The 16,289-nt window shown below is 68.8% G+C and carries 11 protein-coding genes; 7 read left to right on the forward strand and 4 right to left on the reverse strand.

The window, feature by feature from the left end; all coding sequences use genetic code 11:
• The 4 genes from IPG50_29100 (at position 1) to IPG50_29115 (ending at position 5,865) form a co-directional block, all read left to right on the forward strand.
• Positions 1-2,490, forward strand: a complete 2,490-nt coding sequence (locus tag IPG50_29100; protein MBK6696221.1) for a serine/threonine protein kinase — start codon at positions 1-3, stop codon at positions 2,488-2,490.
• A gap of 88 nt (positions 2,491-2,578) precedes the next feature.
• Positions 2,579-3,493 carry an aspartate carbamoyltransferase catalytic subunit gene (locus IPG50_29105; protein ID MBK6696222.1) on the forward strand — a complete coding sequence of 305 codons (915 nt, stop codon included), beginning with the start codon at positions 2,579-2,581 and terminating at the stop codon, positions 3,491-3,493.
• Positions 3,490-4,314: a glutamate racemase gene (locus tag IPG50_29110; protein ID MBK6696223.1), complete on the forward strand. Its 825-nt coding sequence runs from the start codon at positions 3,490-3,492 to the stop codon at positions 4,312-4,314. Before IPG50_29105 ends, IPG50_29110 begins: the two co-directional genes overlap by 4 nt.
• Positions 4,315-4,482: 168 nt before the next feature.
• Complete coding sequence (locus IPG50_29115; GenBank protein ID MBK6696224.1) at positions 4,483-5,865, forward strand: serine/threonine protein kinase; 1,383 nt, start codon at positions 4,483-4,485, stop codon at positions 5,863-5,865.
• Positions 5,866-5,895: 30 nt separating this feature from the next.
• Here the strand turns inward: IPG50_29115 and IPG50_29120 are convergent, their stop codons facing one another.
• Both IPG50_29120 and lon read right to left on the reverse strand, forming a co-directional pair.
• Positions 5,896-7,248 carry a homoserine dehydrogenase gene (locus IPG50_29120; protein MBK6696225.1) on the reverse strand — a complete coding sequence of 451 codons (1,353 nt, stop codon included), beginning with the start codon at positions 7,246-7,248 and terminating at the stop codon, positions 5,896-5,898.
• Between the two features lie 119 nt (positions 7,249-7,367).
• Positions 7,368-9,767 (reverse strand): endopeptidase La, encoded by a 2,400-nt coding sequence (lon, locus tag IPG50_29125; protein ID MBK6696226.1) that lies wholly within the window; start codon positions 9,765-9,767, stop codon positions 7,368-7,370.
• Positions 9,768-9,965: 198 nt separating this feature from the next.
• Between lon and IPG50_29130 the strand changes: the two genes are divergently transcribed.
• Positions 9,966-10,739, forward strand: a complete 774-nt coding sequence (locus tag IPG50_29130) for a TfoX/Sxy family protein (protein MBK6696227.1) — start codon at positions 9,966-9,968, stop codon at positions 10,737-10,739.
• A gap of 4 nt (positions 10,740-10,743) precedes the next feature.
• Here the strand turns inward: IPG50_29130 and IPG50_29135 are convergent, their stop codons facing one another.
• On the reverse strand, positions 10,744-12,072 hold the full coding sequence (locus tag IPG50_29135; protein ID MBK6696228.1) for a DUF1015 domain-containing protein: 1,329 nt from the start codon (positions 12,070-12,072) through the stop codon (positions 10,744-10,746).
• An 80-nt stretch (positions 12,073-12,152) separates the two neighbouring features.
• Positions 12,153-13,475: a phosphoribosylamine--glycine ligase gene (gene purD / locus IPG50_29140; GenBank protein ID MBK6696229.1), complete on the reverse strand. Its 1,323-nt coding sequence runs from the start codon at positions 13,473-13,475 to the stop codon at positions 12,153-12,155.
• Positions 13,476-13,519: 44 nt separating this feature from the next.
• Between purD and IPG50_29145 the strand changes: the two genes are divergently transcribed.
• The gene (locus IPG50_29145) at positions 13,520-14,503 is read left to right on the forward strand and encodes a hypothetical protein (GenBank protein MBK6696230.1); all 984 of its coding nucleotides are present in this window, start codon (positions 13,520-13,522) and stop codon (positions 14,501-14,503) included.
• A gap of 132 nt (positions 14,504-14,635) precedes the next feature.
• A complete protein-coding gene (locus tag IPG50_29150) occupies positions 14,636-16,279 on the forward strand; it encodes a beta-ketoacyl synthase (GenBank protein ID MBK6696231.1) in 1,644 nt (547 codons plus the stop codon).
• Positions 16,280-16,289 lie beyond the last annotated feature (10 nt).

The following is a 16,289-nucleotide window of genomic DNA, read 5'->3' on the forward strand; positions in this document are numbered from 1 at the left end:
ATGGATGAGTTACTCCCGGCGCTCGAAGTAACGCTCGAAGAAGGCCCCGAGCTCGCGGCCATCTTGCGCGCAGCGCTTGCGGAACAGGTGGCCTTCGTGCGCCTCGATACGGCGCCCTTCGAGCAAGCGCCTCACGCGCTGGAGGTTCGCGTCTCCACGTGGCACGAGCCGCTCGTGCTGTTGGCGGAGCCGATGGGCCTGTCGCGGAGCGGCAGCTTCCCGCTGCGCCTTGCTCCCTTCGAGCCGGGCCAGCGCGATCGGCTGACCAAGCTCCTCACCACCTCGGAGAGTCTGCCCCCATCAAAACAGCCCGACGCGTTCGAAGGACGCGTGCTTGGCTCAAAATACCGAATTGAAGCGCTCCTTGGCGCGGGCGCAGTGGGCACCGTCTACCGGGCCATGCACGTCGGCCTGTCGCGTCCCGTCGCGGTCAAAGTGCTGCACCCCTTCTTCGGACGCTCTCCGGCGTTCATCACGCGCTTCCACGACGAGGCACAAGCCGGAAGTCGCCTCGATCACCCCAACATCACGCGCGTCTTGGACTTTGGCCGTGAACCTGACGGAACGCTCTACCTCGTCATGGAACTTCTCGAGGGCCGCACGCTCGAGGCCCTCCTCGTGGAGGGCGGGCCGCTTTCGCCGGACCGCGCGACGCGGCTCATGATCCAGGTCGCTGCCGCGCTCGCCGCGGCCCACGCGAGGGGCATCGTCCATCGGGACATCAAGCCCGAGAACATCATGGTCGTCAGCGCCCGCGGCGACGACGGCAAAGACGTCGAGACCGTGAAGGTCTGCGACTTCGGCGTCGCGCAGTTCCAGGACACCGAGCAGGCCGCGGGAAGTGCCCGCGTGTGCGGGTCGCCGGCTTACATGGCGCCGGAGCAGGCGCGCGGCGATCGACTCGATGCACGCAGCGACATCTACGCGTGCGGTGTCACGCTGTATCAACTCCTGACGGGTGCCGTGCCCTTCGACGCCGACAGCATCCGCGAGCTCATGGACAAGCACGCGTACGAGGCGCCTCGCCGCCCGTCGGAGCTGCGGCCCGAACTTGGGCTGCGCCCTGACCGCGTGGTCATGAAGTGCCTCGCCAAGACGCGTGGCGAGCGGTACGCGTCGGCGCTCGAGCTGCGAACGGCCCTCTTCGCCCTCTTGGCGCCGCCCGGAGCGTCGGAGCCAGCGCCGGAGCTGGAAGAGTTCATCGCCCTCTCTGACGCTCGCTCCGGCTTCGCGCGACTCTTGGAGCGCCTCACGCTTCACTTGGCCGCGCCCGATGGCAGCGGTATCGCGGCGCTCCTCGACGCAGCCGACGCCGCGCTCCGGCACTGCGACGAGCTGGCGATCGCGCGTCGCTCCGATTCACTGGTCGTACTCACGGGTGCCGGAGAGGTCCGGCTCATCGGCGAACTCGTGGACGGTCGAGCTCGGCACGTTCAGGCCCTCGACGCCCTGTTCCGCAAGTGCGGTGTCGTAGCCCTCACCCTGCGCGCGGGCCTCGACGAAGACGCGCTGCGCGCGCTCGGGCCGCTAACGGGAAGCGCCTCGCGTCCCACTCGGCCCTCCACGACGGTGTCCGTGTTGACCGACGGTGACATGTTGGGTCGCCCGCGCAAGCTTCCATGGACCGTCGAGGTCACCTTGTCTCGCGTAGCCCACGACCTTCGCATCGCTTGGTCCGCGGAGCGCGCCGACCTCGCGACGCGACGGTCGCATCGCACCCGCGTCCTCCGCGACGCGCTGCGCACGCTTGAGGACGCGAACGACCTGGCGCTAGCGCTCCACCACGGCGACCTCGTGGAGAGCGTGGCATCGGGTGCTCTCGAAGGTACCTTTGCCGAGCGCGCCCTCGATGTCTTGACGCTCTCGCGCGCCATGGGCCTTGCTGAGCGCCTGCTCGCGGCGGATACGAAGGCCACCGTTGGTCGCTCAACCTCGCTTTCTTTGGCGAAGCGCATCGCGCGCGAACGAACGGCGGACGTCGAGACGCTCCTTCGCGACATGCTGGCGCGCGATTTCGTAGCGGCCGACGAACTCGAGCCCGACACGCGCGACTGGTTGCGCGCAAACGAGGAGGGCCCCCGCTTTGCGCGCGACCCCTATGGAGTCCTCGCCGCGATGAACACCCTCGCCAACGACGCTCTCGTGGGCGAACTCCGTTGGCTGCGGCACGCGCTTCCGCCGCTCGTCAAGCAGGGCAACGCGGTCGCAGGACGCGCGGCCTTTGTCTTTCTGACACGCGCGGCACGCGAAGACGGCGCCGTCGCGCGCAAGGAGGCGCTCGCCGCCGCGCTCTCGATCTTCGACGAGCCGGAGGTCTTGCAAGCGCTCGCGCAGACGCTGCTCTTCGGCGCCGAGGCGCAGCGAGAGCCGGCGCGCCTATTGCTCGCGGGAATCCCCGGCGGTAGCGACGCCCTGGTGCGCCGTGCGCAGGCCGCAAGACCTACGAGAACGGGCATGACGGCGGTGCGCGTCGAACCAAGAAAGACCTGAGCCTCGGCACATCGGCCGGTCCAGCGCGCGCCACCGAGCCAATTGGGGCGCGCATCGTGCCGCGTCTGGGTGTAGCCTCGGCGCGAGGATGCCGCCCATCCACTTGCTCGACATCGAGTCGCTCTCGCGCGGGGACATCGTCGGCCTGCTCGACGCGGCGGAGCGACACTTCCGCACCGTTCGCTCGACCGCGCAACGAGACGCGCTTCGCGGTCGAACCGTGCTCCTCGCGTTCTTCGAACCCTCCACTCGGACGCGCGCCTCGTTCGAGGTGGCCGCGAAGCGACTTGGCGCCGACGTCATCAACGTCGGCACCGCCGGCTCGAGCGTCGTCAAAGGCGAGACACTACTCGACACCGCGCAAAACCTCCGCGCCATGGGCACGGACCTCGTCGTCGTGCGGCACGTCGCGTCGGGCGCACCGCACTTTCTTGCGCGCCACACCGCTGCGCACGTCGTCAATGCTGGTGACGGAACGCACGAGCACCCCACGCAGGCCTTGCTCGACGCTTTCACGATCCGCAAACACAAGAGCCGCCTCGCCGGGCTCGTCGTCACGATCATCGGCGACATCGCTCATTCCCGCGTCGCGCGCTCCAACGCGATCCTCCTCGGGCGCATGGGCGCGCAGGTCCGCTTCTTTGGGCCGCGGACGCTCCTACCGCGGGAGGCCGAGGCCCTCGGTGACACCGTGACGGTCGCGAGGTCGTTTGGCGAAGCGCTCGATGGCGCCGACGTGGTCATGACGCTCCGCATCCAAACGGAGAGGCTCGCGGGCGCTTATTTTCCGTCGACGCGCGAGTACGCGAGGCACTTCGGCCTCACGGAGGCGCGGCTTCGGCTCGCGAAGCCCGACGCGCTCGTCATGCACCCCGGTCCCATGAATCGCGGCGTCGAGATCGCCTCGGCGGTAGCCGACGGACCGCAGAGCGTGATCTTGGAGCAAGTGGAAGCAGGCGTCGCGGTACGCTCGGCGGTGCTTGAGCGGGCCCTGGCGTCATGAGCGGCCCCCTCGACGGTGCGGCCCCACTCGGCGTCTTCGACTCGGGCCTCGGTGGACTCACGGTCGTGCGCGCGCTGCGCCTCGCGTTGCCCTTTGAGAACATCGTCTACCTCGGCGACACAGCCCGCGTTCCCTACGGAACGCGCGCGCCGGGCACCGTCGTCCGCTACGCGCAGGCTTGCGCGCAACATCTCGTCGGACGAGGCGTCAAGGCCATCGTCATCGCGTGCAACACCGTTAGCGCCGTTGCGCCGGAGCGGCTGCGCATCGACCTCGACCGCCCCGTCCTCGGGGTCATCGAGCCGGGCGCGCGCGCCGCCGTCGCCGCATCGAAGACCGGCCGCATCGGCGTCCTCGCGACAGCCGGTACCATCGCGTCGGGCGCCTACGCTCGGGCCGTCACCAACTTGTCGACGCGGAGCGAAGTCACCGGGCAGGCGGCGCCGCTCTTGGTGCCCTTGGCAGAGGAGGGCTGGCTCGAGGGCGAGGTGCCACGCCTCGCCGTGAGACGGTACCTGGAGCCGCTGGCAAGGGCCCGCGTCGACGTCGTCGTGCTCGGCTGCACGCACTATCCGCTGTTGCGCGGCACCATCGAGAGCGAGGCTCGCGCCCTCATCGACAAGGACGTCGCCGTCGTCGACAGCGCGAGCACCATGGCCGACGAAGTCCGCGGGTTCTTGGATGCTCGGCAGCTTCACCGTGTGTCTTCCGTGAGAGGGCGCGTGAAGCTGCTCGTCACCGACATGCCCAAGGCCTTCGGCGACATGGCGGCGCGCTTCCTCGGCGAAGACGTGCAGGACGTCGAAGCCATCGACCTGTAGGGGACGAGGAACCGACGTAGGGCGGGCTCCGACGAGTTGGCTGCCGCGCTTTCTTGGGCTCGAGCGCTGCGCACACGCTCCTCGATCCTGCGCGCTGTCGCACCAACCGGAGTCTGCGGCAGGTAGTCCCCTTGACTGGTTCGCCGGCCTCGCGAACCCTCATTCGACATGCGCTCCGCGCCCTCCGCGCACCCCGCTGTCGAGCCTCCGGCGCTCGCGACGACAGACTCCATCGACGAGCGGCTCGGGCAGCTCGCCGTGCGCGAAGGTGACGTGGTCCTCGGCAAGTACCGCCTCGTGGGGCTCCTGGCGGCCTCGGCGACGGGCGCCGTCTTCCTGGCGCACCATACGGAGCTCGACCACGAGGTCGCTGTCAAGCTGCTGCTGGAGCCTTTCGCCCATGACCCCGAGGTCCGCGCGCGCTTCAGCCGGGAGGCGCGCTTGATGGGACGCATCGACAGCGATCACGTCGCTCGCGTCATCGACGTCGGCGAGCTCGCCGATGGCACGCCGCTGATCGCCATGGAGTCGCTTCGCGGGGTCGATCTGCGCCAGGTCGTCCGCGACAACCCCGCGGGCATCGAGCCCGCGGGGGCCGTCGATCTCATCATCCAATCGTGCCTTGGCCTCGCGGCGGCGCACGCGCGAGACATCATCCATCGCGACATCAAGCCGTCCAACCTGTTCCTCGCCGAGCGCGAAGACGGCACCGCGGCCATCAAGGTCATCGACTTCGGCGTCGCGAAGATGCGCGCGGGTTCCGCCTCGCTTTGCGACGCACTCACCAGTCCGTCATCCCTCGTGGGCTCGCCACGTTACATGGCGCCGGAACAGGTCACGTCGGCGCGCGACGTCGACGCGCGGAGCGACATATGGGCCCTCGGCGCGATCCTGCAGGAGCTCATCACGGGACAAGCCGCCTTTCCCGACTCGGGCGTCTCCAACGTCCTCCGTCGCATCGTGAGTGGAAGCCCGGCGCGCCTCCTGGAGCTGGCCCCGAGCGTCGATGCCGGCCTCGCCGGCGCCGTGTCGCGAGCCCTTAGCCGAGATCGACGCGAGCGGCCCGGCGACGTCGCGGAGTTCGCGCGCGAGCTCGCGCCGTTTGCCACACCGGCGGGGCGCGCGCTCGTCGCGCGCGTCGCCCGTGTGCTCGCTCAACGGACGGCGTCACGCCCCAACGCGGACGCCTCGGAGCGCAGCGCGAGCGCGAGCGGCAGCCGCGCGCGCGCCGCCCCGGTCGTCGTACTGCCGCCTCGCGGCCTCGACGACGATAACGTTGAGACGCGCCCCCTGTCATCGAGGCGAACGGGCGATTCCGCGCCGGTCGCCATCCTCGGCCCCATCGCGCCGGTCTCCATCCGGGCCCCCGTCTCGGTGCGCGCCCAGCGACCCTTGGGCCAAAACGCGACGATCGCGCTGGTGGGCGGCGGCGTCCTCTTCATCGCCGTCGCCGTCGGCGTCGTAGCCGCGCTCTCGCGGAGCACCGTTCCCGCGGCGAAGGCGTCGTCCGGCGCGCCGCTCGCTCACCCGGCACCGCCACCGCCGCGGTGACTGCGTCCACCTCCGACCGGAGGCAGCCCCCTACACGCGTGACGGAGGGGGCGCGGCGCTGACGCGACCTCGGGCCTCAGCCCTCCGGTCGAGGACGCGAATCGCCTTCGGTGGGCGCGCCACGAAGTCGGCGACCGCGATGGACTTGAGCGCACGGCGCACGGCTCCTTCGCGCGCGACATGGGTCAACATCACAACGTCGACGGCCGCTCCGCGCGCGTCCCCGCCGCCAAACTGAACCATCTGCCCGATGGACACTTCGCCCTCGCCAAGGGCGCCGGTAATTCGCGCCAACACGCCGGGACGATCGAGGACGCTGAAGCGCAGGTAAAACGCGCACTCCGCGTCTTCGATCGAGAGGGTCTTCCGTGGCGCAAGCTCGACGCTTCGCGTCGAGAGCCCCTTGGCGCCGCCCACACGCGCGCGCGCCACGTCGACGACGTCGGCCACGACGCTGACGGCCGTAGGCAAGTCGCCCGCGCCGCGTCCCGAGAGGAGCAGCGGGCCCAGCGCCTCGCCTTCCAGAGAGATGGCGTTTAGCACGCCGCCTACGTTGGCGATCGTCGAGTCGCGCGGCACGAGCGTCGGGTGGACGCGGAGCTCCAAGCCTTCCGCGCGGGCGCGCGCGATGGCCAAGTGCTTAATGGTGTAGCCGAAACGATCGGCCGCCTCGTGATCGAAGGGCTCCAAGTCGCGGATGCCCTCCACGTAGAGATCGCCGCCGCCTTGCACCGGCTGAAGCCCAAACGCGAGCATGGCGAGGACCATCAGCTTGTGGCCAGCGTCGTGTCCGCCGACATCAAGCTCCGGGTCGGCCTCTGCGTAGCCAAGATCTTGCGCCTCCTTGAGCGCCGCCTCGAAGGACAGGTTCGCGCGACGCATGCGCGTCAGGATGTAATTGCACGTTCCGTTGACGATCCCCGCCAACGCCACCACGCGGTCGCCGGCGAGCGCCTCTCGAAGCGTCCGCACGATGGGGATGCCGCCTCCGACGGCACCCTCGAAGGCGAGGTCGACACCCGACTCCTGCGCCGCGGCGAGGAGCTTCGGCCCACGCTCCGCGAGCAGCATCTTGTTGGCCGTCACCACGCTCCGTCCGCTGCGCAGCGCGCGCTCGACGTAAGCGCCGGCCGGCTCGAGGCCGCCCATGACCTCGACGAAGATGTCGATGGTTGGATCGGCTAGGACGGCCTCGGCGTCTGTGGTCATGAGCGACGCGTCCAGCTCGCGGACCCGTTCCTTGGCGGGATTTCGCACCAAGACCCGCGCCAGCTCCACCGGCGCGCCGACGCGCCCCGCCACGTTCTTCGCGTTCTCAGTGAGGAGGCGGACGACGCCGCCGCCAACGGTGCCGCAACCGAGGAGACCGATACGAATGGCCATGGGGTGGCGAGCGTAGAGCATGGCGAACGACGAGGGAACGTCGGATCCGTTCGCGCCGAATGCAAGAAAGCCCGACCCCCACTCCGTGGGCGCCGGGCTCTTGCCGGTGGCAGAGGCGGTCAGTTTGCCGGCGGTTGCGCTTCGTCGATGGGCTTCGGCTGAAGCTTCTCTTCGAGCGCCGCTTCCAGCACTTGCTCCATCTTGGACGCGAACACGAACTCGAGCGCGTCCTTGATCTCCTGCGGCACCTCATCGAGGTCCGCCTTGTTGCGCTCGGGAACGATGACGCGCTTGATGCCCGCGCGGTGAGCCGCGAGGACCTTCTCCTTGAGACCACCGATGGGGAGGACTCGACCACGAAGCGTGATCTCGCCCGTCATCGCTACGTCGTGGCGGACGCGAACCCCGGTGAGCATCGAGACGAGGGCCGTGAACATCGTCACGCCAGCGCTCGGGCCATCTTTGGGCATCGCGCCAGCGGGAATGTGGATGTGGATGTCGCTCTTGTCCAAGAAGTCTTTGGGGATGCCAAAGACGTGCGAGTTGGCGCGCACGTAGCTAAGAGCGGCTTGGGCGCTCTCCTTCATGACGTCGCCGAGTTGCCCCGTGAGCTGGAGCTTGCCGGAGCCGTACATGCGCGTCGCTTCGATGAAGAGGATCTCTCCGCCGACGCTGGTCCACGCGAGGCCGGTGCAAACGCCCGCTTCCTCCGTTCGTTCCGCGACCTCGCTCGTGTACTTCTGAGCGCCGAGGAACTCGCGGACCTTGTCGGCGTCGTCGATGACCCGCGGGGTCATGTCGCCTTCTGCGATCTTCACGGCGACGCCACGAATGACGCTGGCGCTCTGCCTCTCGAGGGTACGAACACCGGCCTCGCGCGTGTAGCTCTCGATGATGATCTCGACGGCGGGGTCGGTGATCTTCAGGAGGTCGGGGGTGATGCCGTGCTCTTCGATCTGCTTGGGAATGAGGTGTTGGCGCGCGATGGCGAGCTTCTCGCGGCGCGTGTAGCCGGGGATCTCGAGGATCTCCATGCGGTCACGGAGCGGCGCGGGAATGGGATCGGCGACGTTCGCCGTAGCGATGAACATCACGTTGGAGAGGTCGAAGGGGATCTCCAGGTAGTGATCCGCAAAGGTGTTGTTCTGCTCGGGATCGAGGACCTCGAGGAGCGCCGCCGCGGGGTCGCCGCGGAAGTCGTGCCCGATCTTGTCGATCTCATCCATCATGAAGATCGGGTTGATAGTCCCGGCCTTCTTCATGCCCTGGATGATTTGCCCCGGAAGCGCGCCGACGTAGGTCCGTCGATGGCCGCGGATTGCGGCCTCGTCGTGCACGCCACCGAGCGAGATGCGATGGAACTTGCGTCCCAAGGACCGCGCGATGGAACGGCCAAGGGAGGTCTTTCCGACGCCCGGCGGGCCTAGGAGGCAAAGGATCGGTCCCTTCTTGTCCTTCTTGAGCTTGCGCACAGCGAGGTACTCGAGGATTCGCTTCTTGACCTTCTCGAGGCCGTAGTGGTCCTCGTCGAGGACGCGACGCACCTGGGCGATGTCCAGGTTGTCGGGCGTCGACGTGTGCCAGGGCAGATCGAGGATCCAATCGAGGTACGTCCGGACGACCGTGTACTCAGCCGAGCCCACCTGCATGTTGCGGAGGCGCTTGAGCTGCTTCTTGGCAACCTGCTCCGCCTCGCCGGGCAGGTTTGCCTTCGCGATGCGTTCCTCAAGGCCGTCGAGATCACCCTGGTCGTTGTCGTCTTCGCCCAGCTCTTCCTTGATGGCCTTGAGCTGCTGACGAAGGACATACTCGCGCTGGTTTTTGCCCATCTCCTCTTTGATTTGCGAGTTGATACGCTCGCGCATCTTGAGGATTTCGAGCTGCCGCGTGAGGAGCTTCAGGACCTTGCGAATGCGGTCCTTCACCTCCGTCGTCTCGAGCAGCTGGGCCTTCTCGTCGACGGGCGCGTCGAGGTTCGCGGCCACAAGGTCCGCGAGCGCACCGGGCGCCTGGATGGAGTCGATGAGCGAGCCGGCCTCTCGCGGTAGCTCCGGCATGAGCTGAATGACCTGCTTGGCGATGTCGCGGAGGCTCATGCTGAGCGCCTCTGCCTCGTCGTCATCGAGCCCGCTCTCTTCGAGGCGCTCGATGCGCGCCTTCAAGTAGGGCGCCGTGCCGGTCACGTCGCGCAAGCGAATGCGCACGAGGCCCTGCAGGATGAGCGAGTAGTTGCCAGAGCTGTGCTTCAGCGCCTTGAGAACGCGCGCCGCGCACCCCACGACGTGTAGATCGTCCTGACCCGGGTCATCGGTGGATGGGTCTTTCTGCGCGAAGATCGCGATAACCGGCGCGCTCAGGTTGTCGACATCTTCGACGAGCGCAACAGACTTCTCGCGGCCGACGTCGAAGGGAGCGACGGCACCTGGAAAGAGCACGGCATTGCGAATGGGGAGGACGGGGAGCTCGTCACCGAACTGGACGACGTCTTCGTCCTGGGGCTTCCCCTTTTTCTCGGACATTGATCACCTCGTGAGGTTCAAGCAGTGAGCCTATCACGCGAACATTTGTGGCAAATCGGCATTTTCAAGGAACCGCCGAGGAGCCAACGTAGGCACGGCGTCACGGATGAGAAAGGGGGGCTCGTCGTTTCTCCTTTCTGGATGGCACGGCAGAGAGCCCTCCCCTTGCGAGGGAAGAGCGCGTAGTCTTCGAAGGCGGTGTCGCCCAAGGAGCTGAGCGCGAGACTCGAGGCAGCGGCAGCGAGGCTGTCGGGCGTCGAGAAGAAGCGAATGCCCGGCGGCTACGCGTTGTTCGTCGCCGGGAAGATCTTCGCCAACGTGACCGTCGAGGGCCGCATCGGCGTGAAGCTCACGGTGCCGTGGTGCTTCGAGGATCTCGCCGCCATGCCTGGGGCCGCACCGTGGGCCCTCGGTAAGAAGGTCATGGAGCACTGGGTGCTTCTGCCGGAGGCGCTCGCCGCCGACGACGTCACGTTGCGCGAGTGGGTGGAGCGCGCGTTCTCGTGCGTGACCGACAAGCTGCCAAGCCGGCGCGCCGACGTCCCCCCGCCTACGGCGCGCTCAAGTGTTCCGCTGCCACCACCAACACTCAACGGGACGCGCACCAAGTCGAACCCCGTGAGGGAAGCCTCGATCCCTCCGCCCATTCGCCGACCTTCCGTCCCTATCCGCGAAGGCCTCCCGCCCGTTCCGTCGCGCCCCGCGGTGCGCCGCGACGAGCGCGAGACGCCGGCCTTGCCACCGGTCGCGCGCTCCTCGAAGCCGCTGGTGACGCCGCCGCCGCCGTCGGGCGGGTTTGACCTCTCGAGCTACGCGCCGCCGCCCCCTTCGTCGGTGGGGATTCGCGTCGTTCCGCGCGATGCCAAGTCTCCCTACGAGGAGACGCTCGTCGGCGTCCCGGCGCCGCCGTCGTCCTCGACGCCGCTGCCCGACGCGCCGTCGACGCCGCCCCGACCCAAGCGGGGCTCCTAGCGTCTCACGCGCTCGCGACGTCGACGTCGTGTTCGAGCGTGTGAATGGCGACGCCGGTCGCGATCTTCGGGAAGAAGAAGGTCGACTTCTGCGGCATGACCTCGCCGGCCTCGGCGACGCGCCGAACGTCGCGGACGGGCGTCGCGTTCATCAGAAAGAGCGCCTGGCCCTTGCCTCCGCGAAGCTCCGCGAGCGCGCGCGGCGCGTCCTGCGGGTAGTAGAGGTTCGTCTTCTGCGCCTGAGCCTCTTTCGTCACGCCGAGGACCGCTTCGAGCAGACCCGAGTGAAGGAGCGCTACGTCGGTCCGACGGAGCTCCGCGTGAAGCTCCGCCAGCGTCGCGTGTTTCGCGAGGTCGACGTCGCCGCGGAGCGTGAGGAGCGCGGCTCGGCCATCGGAAGCGCACACCACGAGCGAGGGTGCGCCCTTTCCAGCGTCGGCCAGCGACGCGAGGAGCGCTGGCGCGTCGGCGCCATCGGCGAGCGGCCTTACGTCGAAGAGCTCACGCGCGCCCCTGAGTGCCCCGTCCCAGTCGAAGCTCGCGAGCGAGTGCAGGTGTCGGTGCGTCGGAAACACCACGAGGTTCGGGTCGTCGCCGTTGGCCAAGAAGGCCATGAAGTAGCGATGCCGCCCCCGCGCCGACGCGTTCGGCACCGCCGCGTCGACCTCGCTGGAATAGCGCAGGGCCGTCTCGTAGCGATGGTGTCCGTCGGCGATGAGCAGCGACGAGTCGGCGATCTTGCGCACGATGGCGCGCATCGCTTCGGGCTTCCGGACCTTCGAGACCACGTGGCGCACGCCATCGTCGGTCGAGAACTCCGCCAACGGTTCGGCCTCGGCAAGCGCCGGCGCGAGCGCGTCGTCAGCATCGCGGTACAGCATGAAGCCGGGGCTCAGGTTCGTACGCGTCGCACGGAAGAGCTTGAGGCGATCTTCCTTGGGGCCCGACAACGTGCGCTCGTGCGGAAGGATGACGCGCTCGGAGAACGGGCTCAGTCGGACGAGCGCAAAGAACCCCCGACGGGTGATGGGGGCCGCGCCGCTCGGCGCGCCCGGCGGAAGGAAGGTTTGGTCGTAGCGCAGGAAGGCCGGCACGTCGTCGCGGACGAGGGTTCCGTCTTTGCGCCAGCTCTCGAAGATGCCAGCCGCGTTTGCGTATTTCGCGTCGCCGTCGCCGGAGGGAAGAATCAGTCGCACGATGTTGTGCGGGTCGCGCTCTTCAAGCGACGCGCGCTGAGGTGCGTCGATGACGTCGTACGGTGGGGCCACGACGCGACCCAGGTCGACACGCGAAAGATCGTAGCGAAGGGCTGTGAGCGGAGCGATCTCGGCCATGGCGGCGCAGTGTACTCGAACTGACGCGGCGGATGGCCAGCGCAAGCGCGCATCTTTGCGCCCGCCGCGCGCAGGGACGTCTAGCGAAGGGCTCGAAAGCCAATGTCGCGCCGCAGCTGCTTGCCGCGAAAGTCGATGCGGTCGGCCATCCGATAGGCGACGTCACGCGCCTCTTTGAGGGAGGCGCCGAGCCCTGTCACCGCGAGCACGCGGCCCCCGGCGGTCACGAGCGCTTCGCCTTCGCGACGCGTCCCCGCGTGAGAGACGAGGCAGTCCGGCTCGTCCTCGCCGAGCCCCGAGATGGCGTCGCCGATCCGTGGCGATGCCGGATACCCCTCCGCCGCTAGCACGACGGAGAGCGCGGCCCGCTGGTGCTCCGGTGCGAGCGGCATCGTCGCGAGCCGCTCGGTGTCGCCTTTGGCGGTGGCCATGAACAGGTCCCACAGATCGCCGCCAAAGAGGGGCAAGATGCACGTCGTTTCCGGGTCGCCGAAGCGGACGTTGAACTCCAGAACGCGGGGAATGCCGCGCTCGATCATGAGCCCTACGAACAAGACACCGCGGTAGTCGAGCCCGTCTTCAAGGAGACCGCGCAGCGTGGGCTCGACGATCGTGAGCACGATGCGCTCTTCGACCTCACGGTCCACGAGCGGCGCGGGAGCGTACGCGCCCATGCCGCCGGTGTTGGGTCCACGATCGCCGTCGAAGATGCGCTTGTGATCTTGCGAGGGCGCGAGGGCGACGCTCGCCACACGTCCTTCAGAAGCGGAGCAGACGACGTGGAAGCTCACCTCTTCGCCGGGGAGAAGCTCCTCCACGACGACGCGCGCACCGCTATCGCCAAAGACGCGCTTGACCATCATGTCGTCTATGGCGCGAGCGGCCTCTTCCGCGTCACCGGCGACCACAACGCCCTTGCCAGCGGCGAGGCCGTCGGCCTTCACCACGAGCGGTCGAGCTTCGCGGCGCACGTAGTCCAGCGCTTCGGCGGGGTCGTCGAAGACGCGGTACGCGGCCGTGGGGATTTGGTGGCGCGACAAGAAGTCCTTCATGAAGGACTTCGAGCCTTCGAGACGAGCCGCCGCGCGGCCGGGGCCGAAGACCGGGATCGACGCAGCGCGCAGCGCGTCAGCCAGCCCCTTCGTTAGCGGAAGCTCCGGCCCCACGACGACGAGGTCGACATCCAGCGAACGGGCGAGCTCCGTCACCGCGGCCGTATCGTCGACGGGCGCCGCGATGACGCGGCCCAACGCCGCGAGGCCTGGGTTTCCCGGTGCGGCCACGACCTCGGCGCCGCCGGCCACAAGGGCGCGGGCGATGGCGTGCTCCCTCGCGCCCCCGCCCACGATCAAGGCCTTTCGCCGCTCGCGGTGCCCTGGGGCCCGTCCCTGTGCAGAGTTCATCCGAGCCATGTACCACGCGGCGAAAGGAAGGTAATCTCGGTCCCGTGGCGGACGAAACTCGTCAACAACCGGTGGCCATCCGCGTCACGCGTCCCTACGCGTCGGCCGAGGAGTTCTTGGAGCACGAGCTCGAGACGCTCACGCGGACGAGCGTGACGCTCATTGGCGCCCAGCCGAGGCCCAAGGGCGTCATCTTACGCTTCGAGGTCGCGATGCCGAGCGGCGGTCAGCTCCTTCGTGGCGAAGGGCGCGTCGTCGGATTCAAGGAAAACGCGCTCGGTGACCAGCCGGGTCTCGTGCTCAGGTTCACGAGGCTCGACACCAAATCGAAGGCCCTCGTCGACCGCGCCGCCGCGATACGCGAAGGACGCGCCCGCGCCGCGCTCCAAGCCGCGATGGGTGAGGACTCGATGGCACCGGCGGCACCGTCGCTTCCGCCGGGTTCGATTCCGCCGGGCTCCATCGCCCCCATGTCGATGGTGCAGTCGCCACCGCCCCCGATGGTGACCTCCTCGCCGAGCCATGCCTCCCCGCTCCACGAGCCAAGCGGTCGCCGCGGCGAGAGTCTCGCGGCCTACGAGCGGCCGAGCGCACCGGGGCTCCCGTCGTCGAGTCGACCGATGCCACCGAGCTCCGTCGGCGCCATGCCTTCGAGTTCGTCGCCACACCCCTTCGATGAGTCGACGTTTGCTAGCGATAGCGCCCCGGTCCCGCCGCCGCCATCGAGCGACACACGCGTCGAGGTGGCCGCTCCGAGCCGCGCACCGGCACCGATTTCATCGGGCAATCTCCCACCGTCTTCCGCGGGGACCGTTGCGCCGGCCACGCGTCCCGCAGACGTGGACCCCATCGCGCCCGTTCAAACCCGCTCGAACCACGCCCCGGCGCAGACGGCGGCGCGGTCCCCCGTCGGCCCGGGGCCCGACCGCCCGGCGAACCGGGAAGAATTGCTCGAACGCCTCCGGCTTCGCGGCAAGGAGCTCTCGGAGTCCCGCGCCTCCGCCCTCGTAGCCCGCGCCCGCGGATAGGCCGGCCCCGGCCAATCGGGCGGCGTCAATCCGCTCGGCATGCCCGCCCAGCCGGGCGACAGCGACTTGCGTGCCCCGGCAAATCGTTCCCGTGTCCGTAGCATTTGCACCGCTGCGAGGAGCGGCCTATGAGTGGAGGGCCTCGTTTTCTGGCGCACCGTCGCGGAGTTTGCCTTGAGCAGTGGAGCATCCAGCCCGTCAGCACCGCGACGCATCGGCGTCTTCGGGCTCGGCGTGATTGCGCCAGGAGCCGCCAACGTGGCGGCCCTGGTGGCGCGCCTTAGCGCCGCGCGCACGGGGCTCGCCCCCACACACGGGACGACGCTCGGTGACGGCCTCTTCCTGGTGGGCGATCCGGATTTCTCGTTCGAGACCTACGCCCCGTGGATCACGGCGCGACACGGCGACGCGTCCTTCGCGCGGCTTCGCACCAAGTGCGGCGAAAACGTGCAACTTGCAATCGGCGCCACCATCCAGGCGCTCGAAACGGACCCGCGGCTCGAGCGCGCCGCGAAAGAGCTCGACGAAGCCTGCCACGTCTACGTGGGCTCCGGCGTCGGCGACCTCCCCGAGAGCTACGCCGCCGTGCGTTCGCTCGATCGCGCGGTCCGCGACTGGAATCACTTCTGGGCAGACCCGACTCGCTGCTCCGCGCGTCACCGCTTCGAGGGCGAAGGGCAGGTCCCGGACGCAGCGCCGCCGCCGCCGGCCCCCGAGACGTTCGCCGCGGACTCGGCTGAACGCTTCGACGCCATCGTGGCTTGGGATGCGTATTGGGCCGCCCTCTCCGACGGACTCCGGGCGTTCCTCGAGCGCTTCCGCGCCATTGAAGAACTCGCCGCCGACGACACCGACGGTGAAAAGGCGCACCTCAGCGCGATTCGGAAGCGCACGCGCGCACAACGAGCGCTCACCGACGAGCTGGGCTGCCCGCCGCCGCCGTGGACCGCCGTCAGCGCCAACCTCATCTGGAACATCCAGAACGCGCCGGCTGCACAAATCACGATGCTGCTGGGCGTTCACGGCGAGGCGTGGGCGCCCGTCGGCGCTTGCTCCACCTTCGGCGTCGCGCTCAAGTGTGGCCGTGACGCCATCCTCCGCGGCGACGCGAAGATGGCCATCGTCGGCACGACCGATCCGCGGCCCGATCCGGCGCTGTGTGCGGCCTTTTACGGCGCGCGCGTCATGCCCGGCACGGGCAAGGTCAACGCGCCCTTCACATCGCTCCGCGGGACGCACCTCTCGGGAGGCTCGTGCGTTTGGATCCTCGGCGACGCTGACTATTTCGCCGAGCGGGGCCTCGAGCCGGCCTTCGGCTACGTCGATGCGGTAGCCCTCTCCTCCGACGCGGAGCACATCATCACGCCGTCTCGATCGGGCCCCAAGGTCGCCATCCGGCGCGCGTACCAGGAGGCGGGCATTGGGCCGGCCGACGTCGCCGTCATCGACTTGCACGCCACCGGGACGCCGGGCGATCTGAACGAGCTTGCCCTCGTCCACGAGTTCACGACCGACACGACGCGCATCACCGCGCGGAAGGGCCAGCTGGGCCACGGCATGGCAAACGCCGGCGGCTGGGAGCTCACAGCGCTCGCGCTCTCGCTGAAGGATCGCGTCGCCTTGCCGACAGGCATTCCAAAGGGCGAGATCCATCCGAAGGCGCTCCGCCGGGAGAACATCGTCACCGACGCCGCGCCCCTTGGCGCCGGCGTCGGGGTCAAACTCATGCTCGGCATCGGCGGCATCACGGCCTGCGTGGTGCTTCGCGGACGCTGAGCGAGCTCCG

This window comes from Myxococcales bacterium, assembly GCA_016703425.1.
Taxonomy (GTDB): domain Bacteria; phylum Myxococcota_A; class Polyangia; order Polyangiales; family Polyangiaceae; genus JADJCA01.

Bases quoted from the DNA above. Each gene is read 5' to 3' on its own strand.
- IPG50_29100 (MBK6696221.1), top strand. From the start codon at position 1: ATGGATGAGTTACTCCCGGCGCTCGAAGTAACGCTCGAAGAAGGCCCC.
- IPG50_29105 (MBK6696222.1), top strand. From the start codon at position 2,579: ATGCCGCCCATCCACTTGCTCGACATCGAGTCGCTCTCGCGCGGGGAC.
- IPG50_29110 (MBK6696223.1), top strand. From the start codon at position 3,490: ATGAGCGGCCCCCTCGACGGTGCGGCCCCACTCGGCGTCTTCGACTCG.
- IPG50_29115 (MBK6696224.1), top strand. From the start codon at position 4,483: ATGCGCTCCGCGCCCTCCGCGCACCCCGCTGTCGAGCCTCCGGCGCTC.
- IPG50_29120 (MBK6696225.1), bottom strand. From the start codon at position 7,248: ATGGCCATTCGTATCGGTCTCCTCGGTTGCGGCACCGTTGGCGGCGGC.
- lon (MBK6696226.1), bottom strand. From the start codon at position 9,767: ATGTCCGAGAAAAAGGGGAAGCCCCAGGACGAAGACGTCGTCCAGTTC.
- IPG50_29135 (MBK6696228.1), bottom strand. From the start codon at position 12,072: ATGGCCGAGATCGCTCCGCTCACAGCCCTTCGCTACGATCTTTCGCGT.
- purD (MBK6696229.1), bottom strand. From the start codon at position 13,475: ATGAACTCTGCACAGGGACGGGCCCCAGGGCACCGCGAGCGGCGAAAG.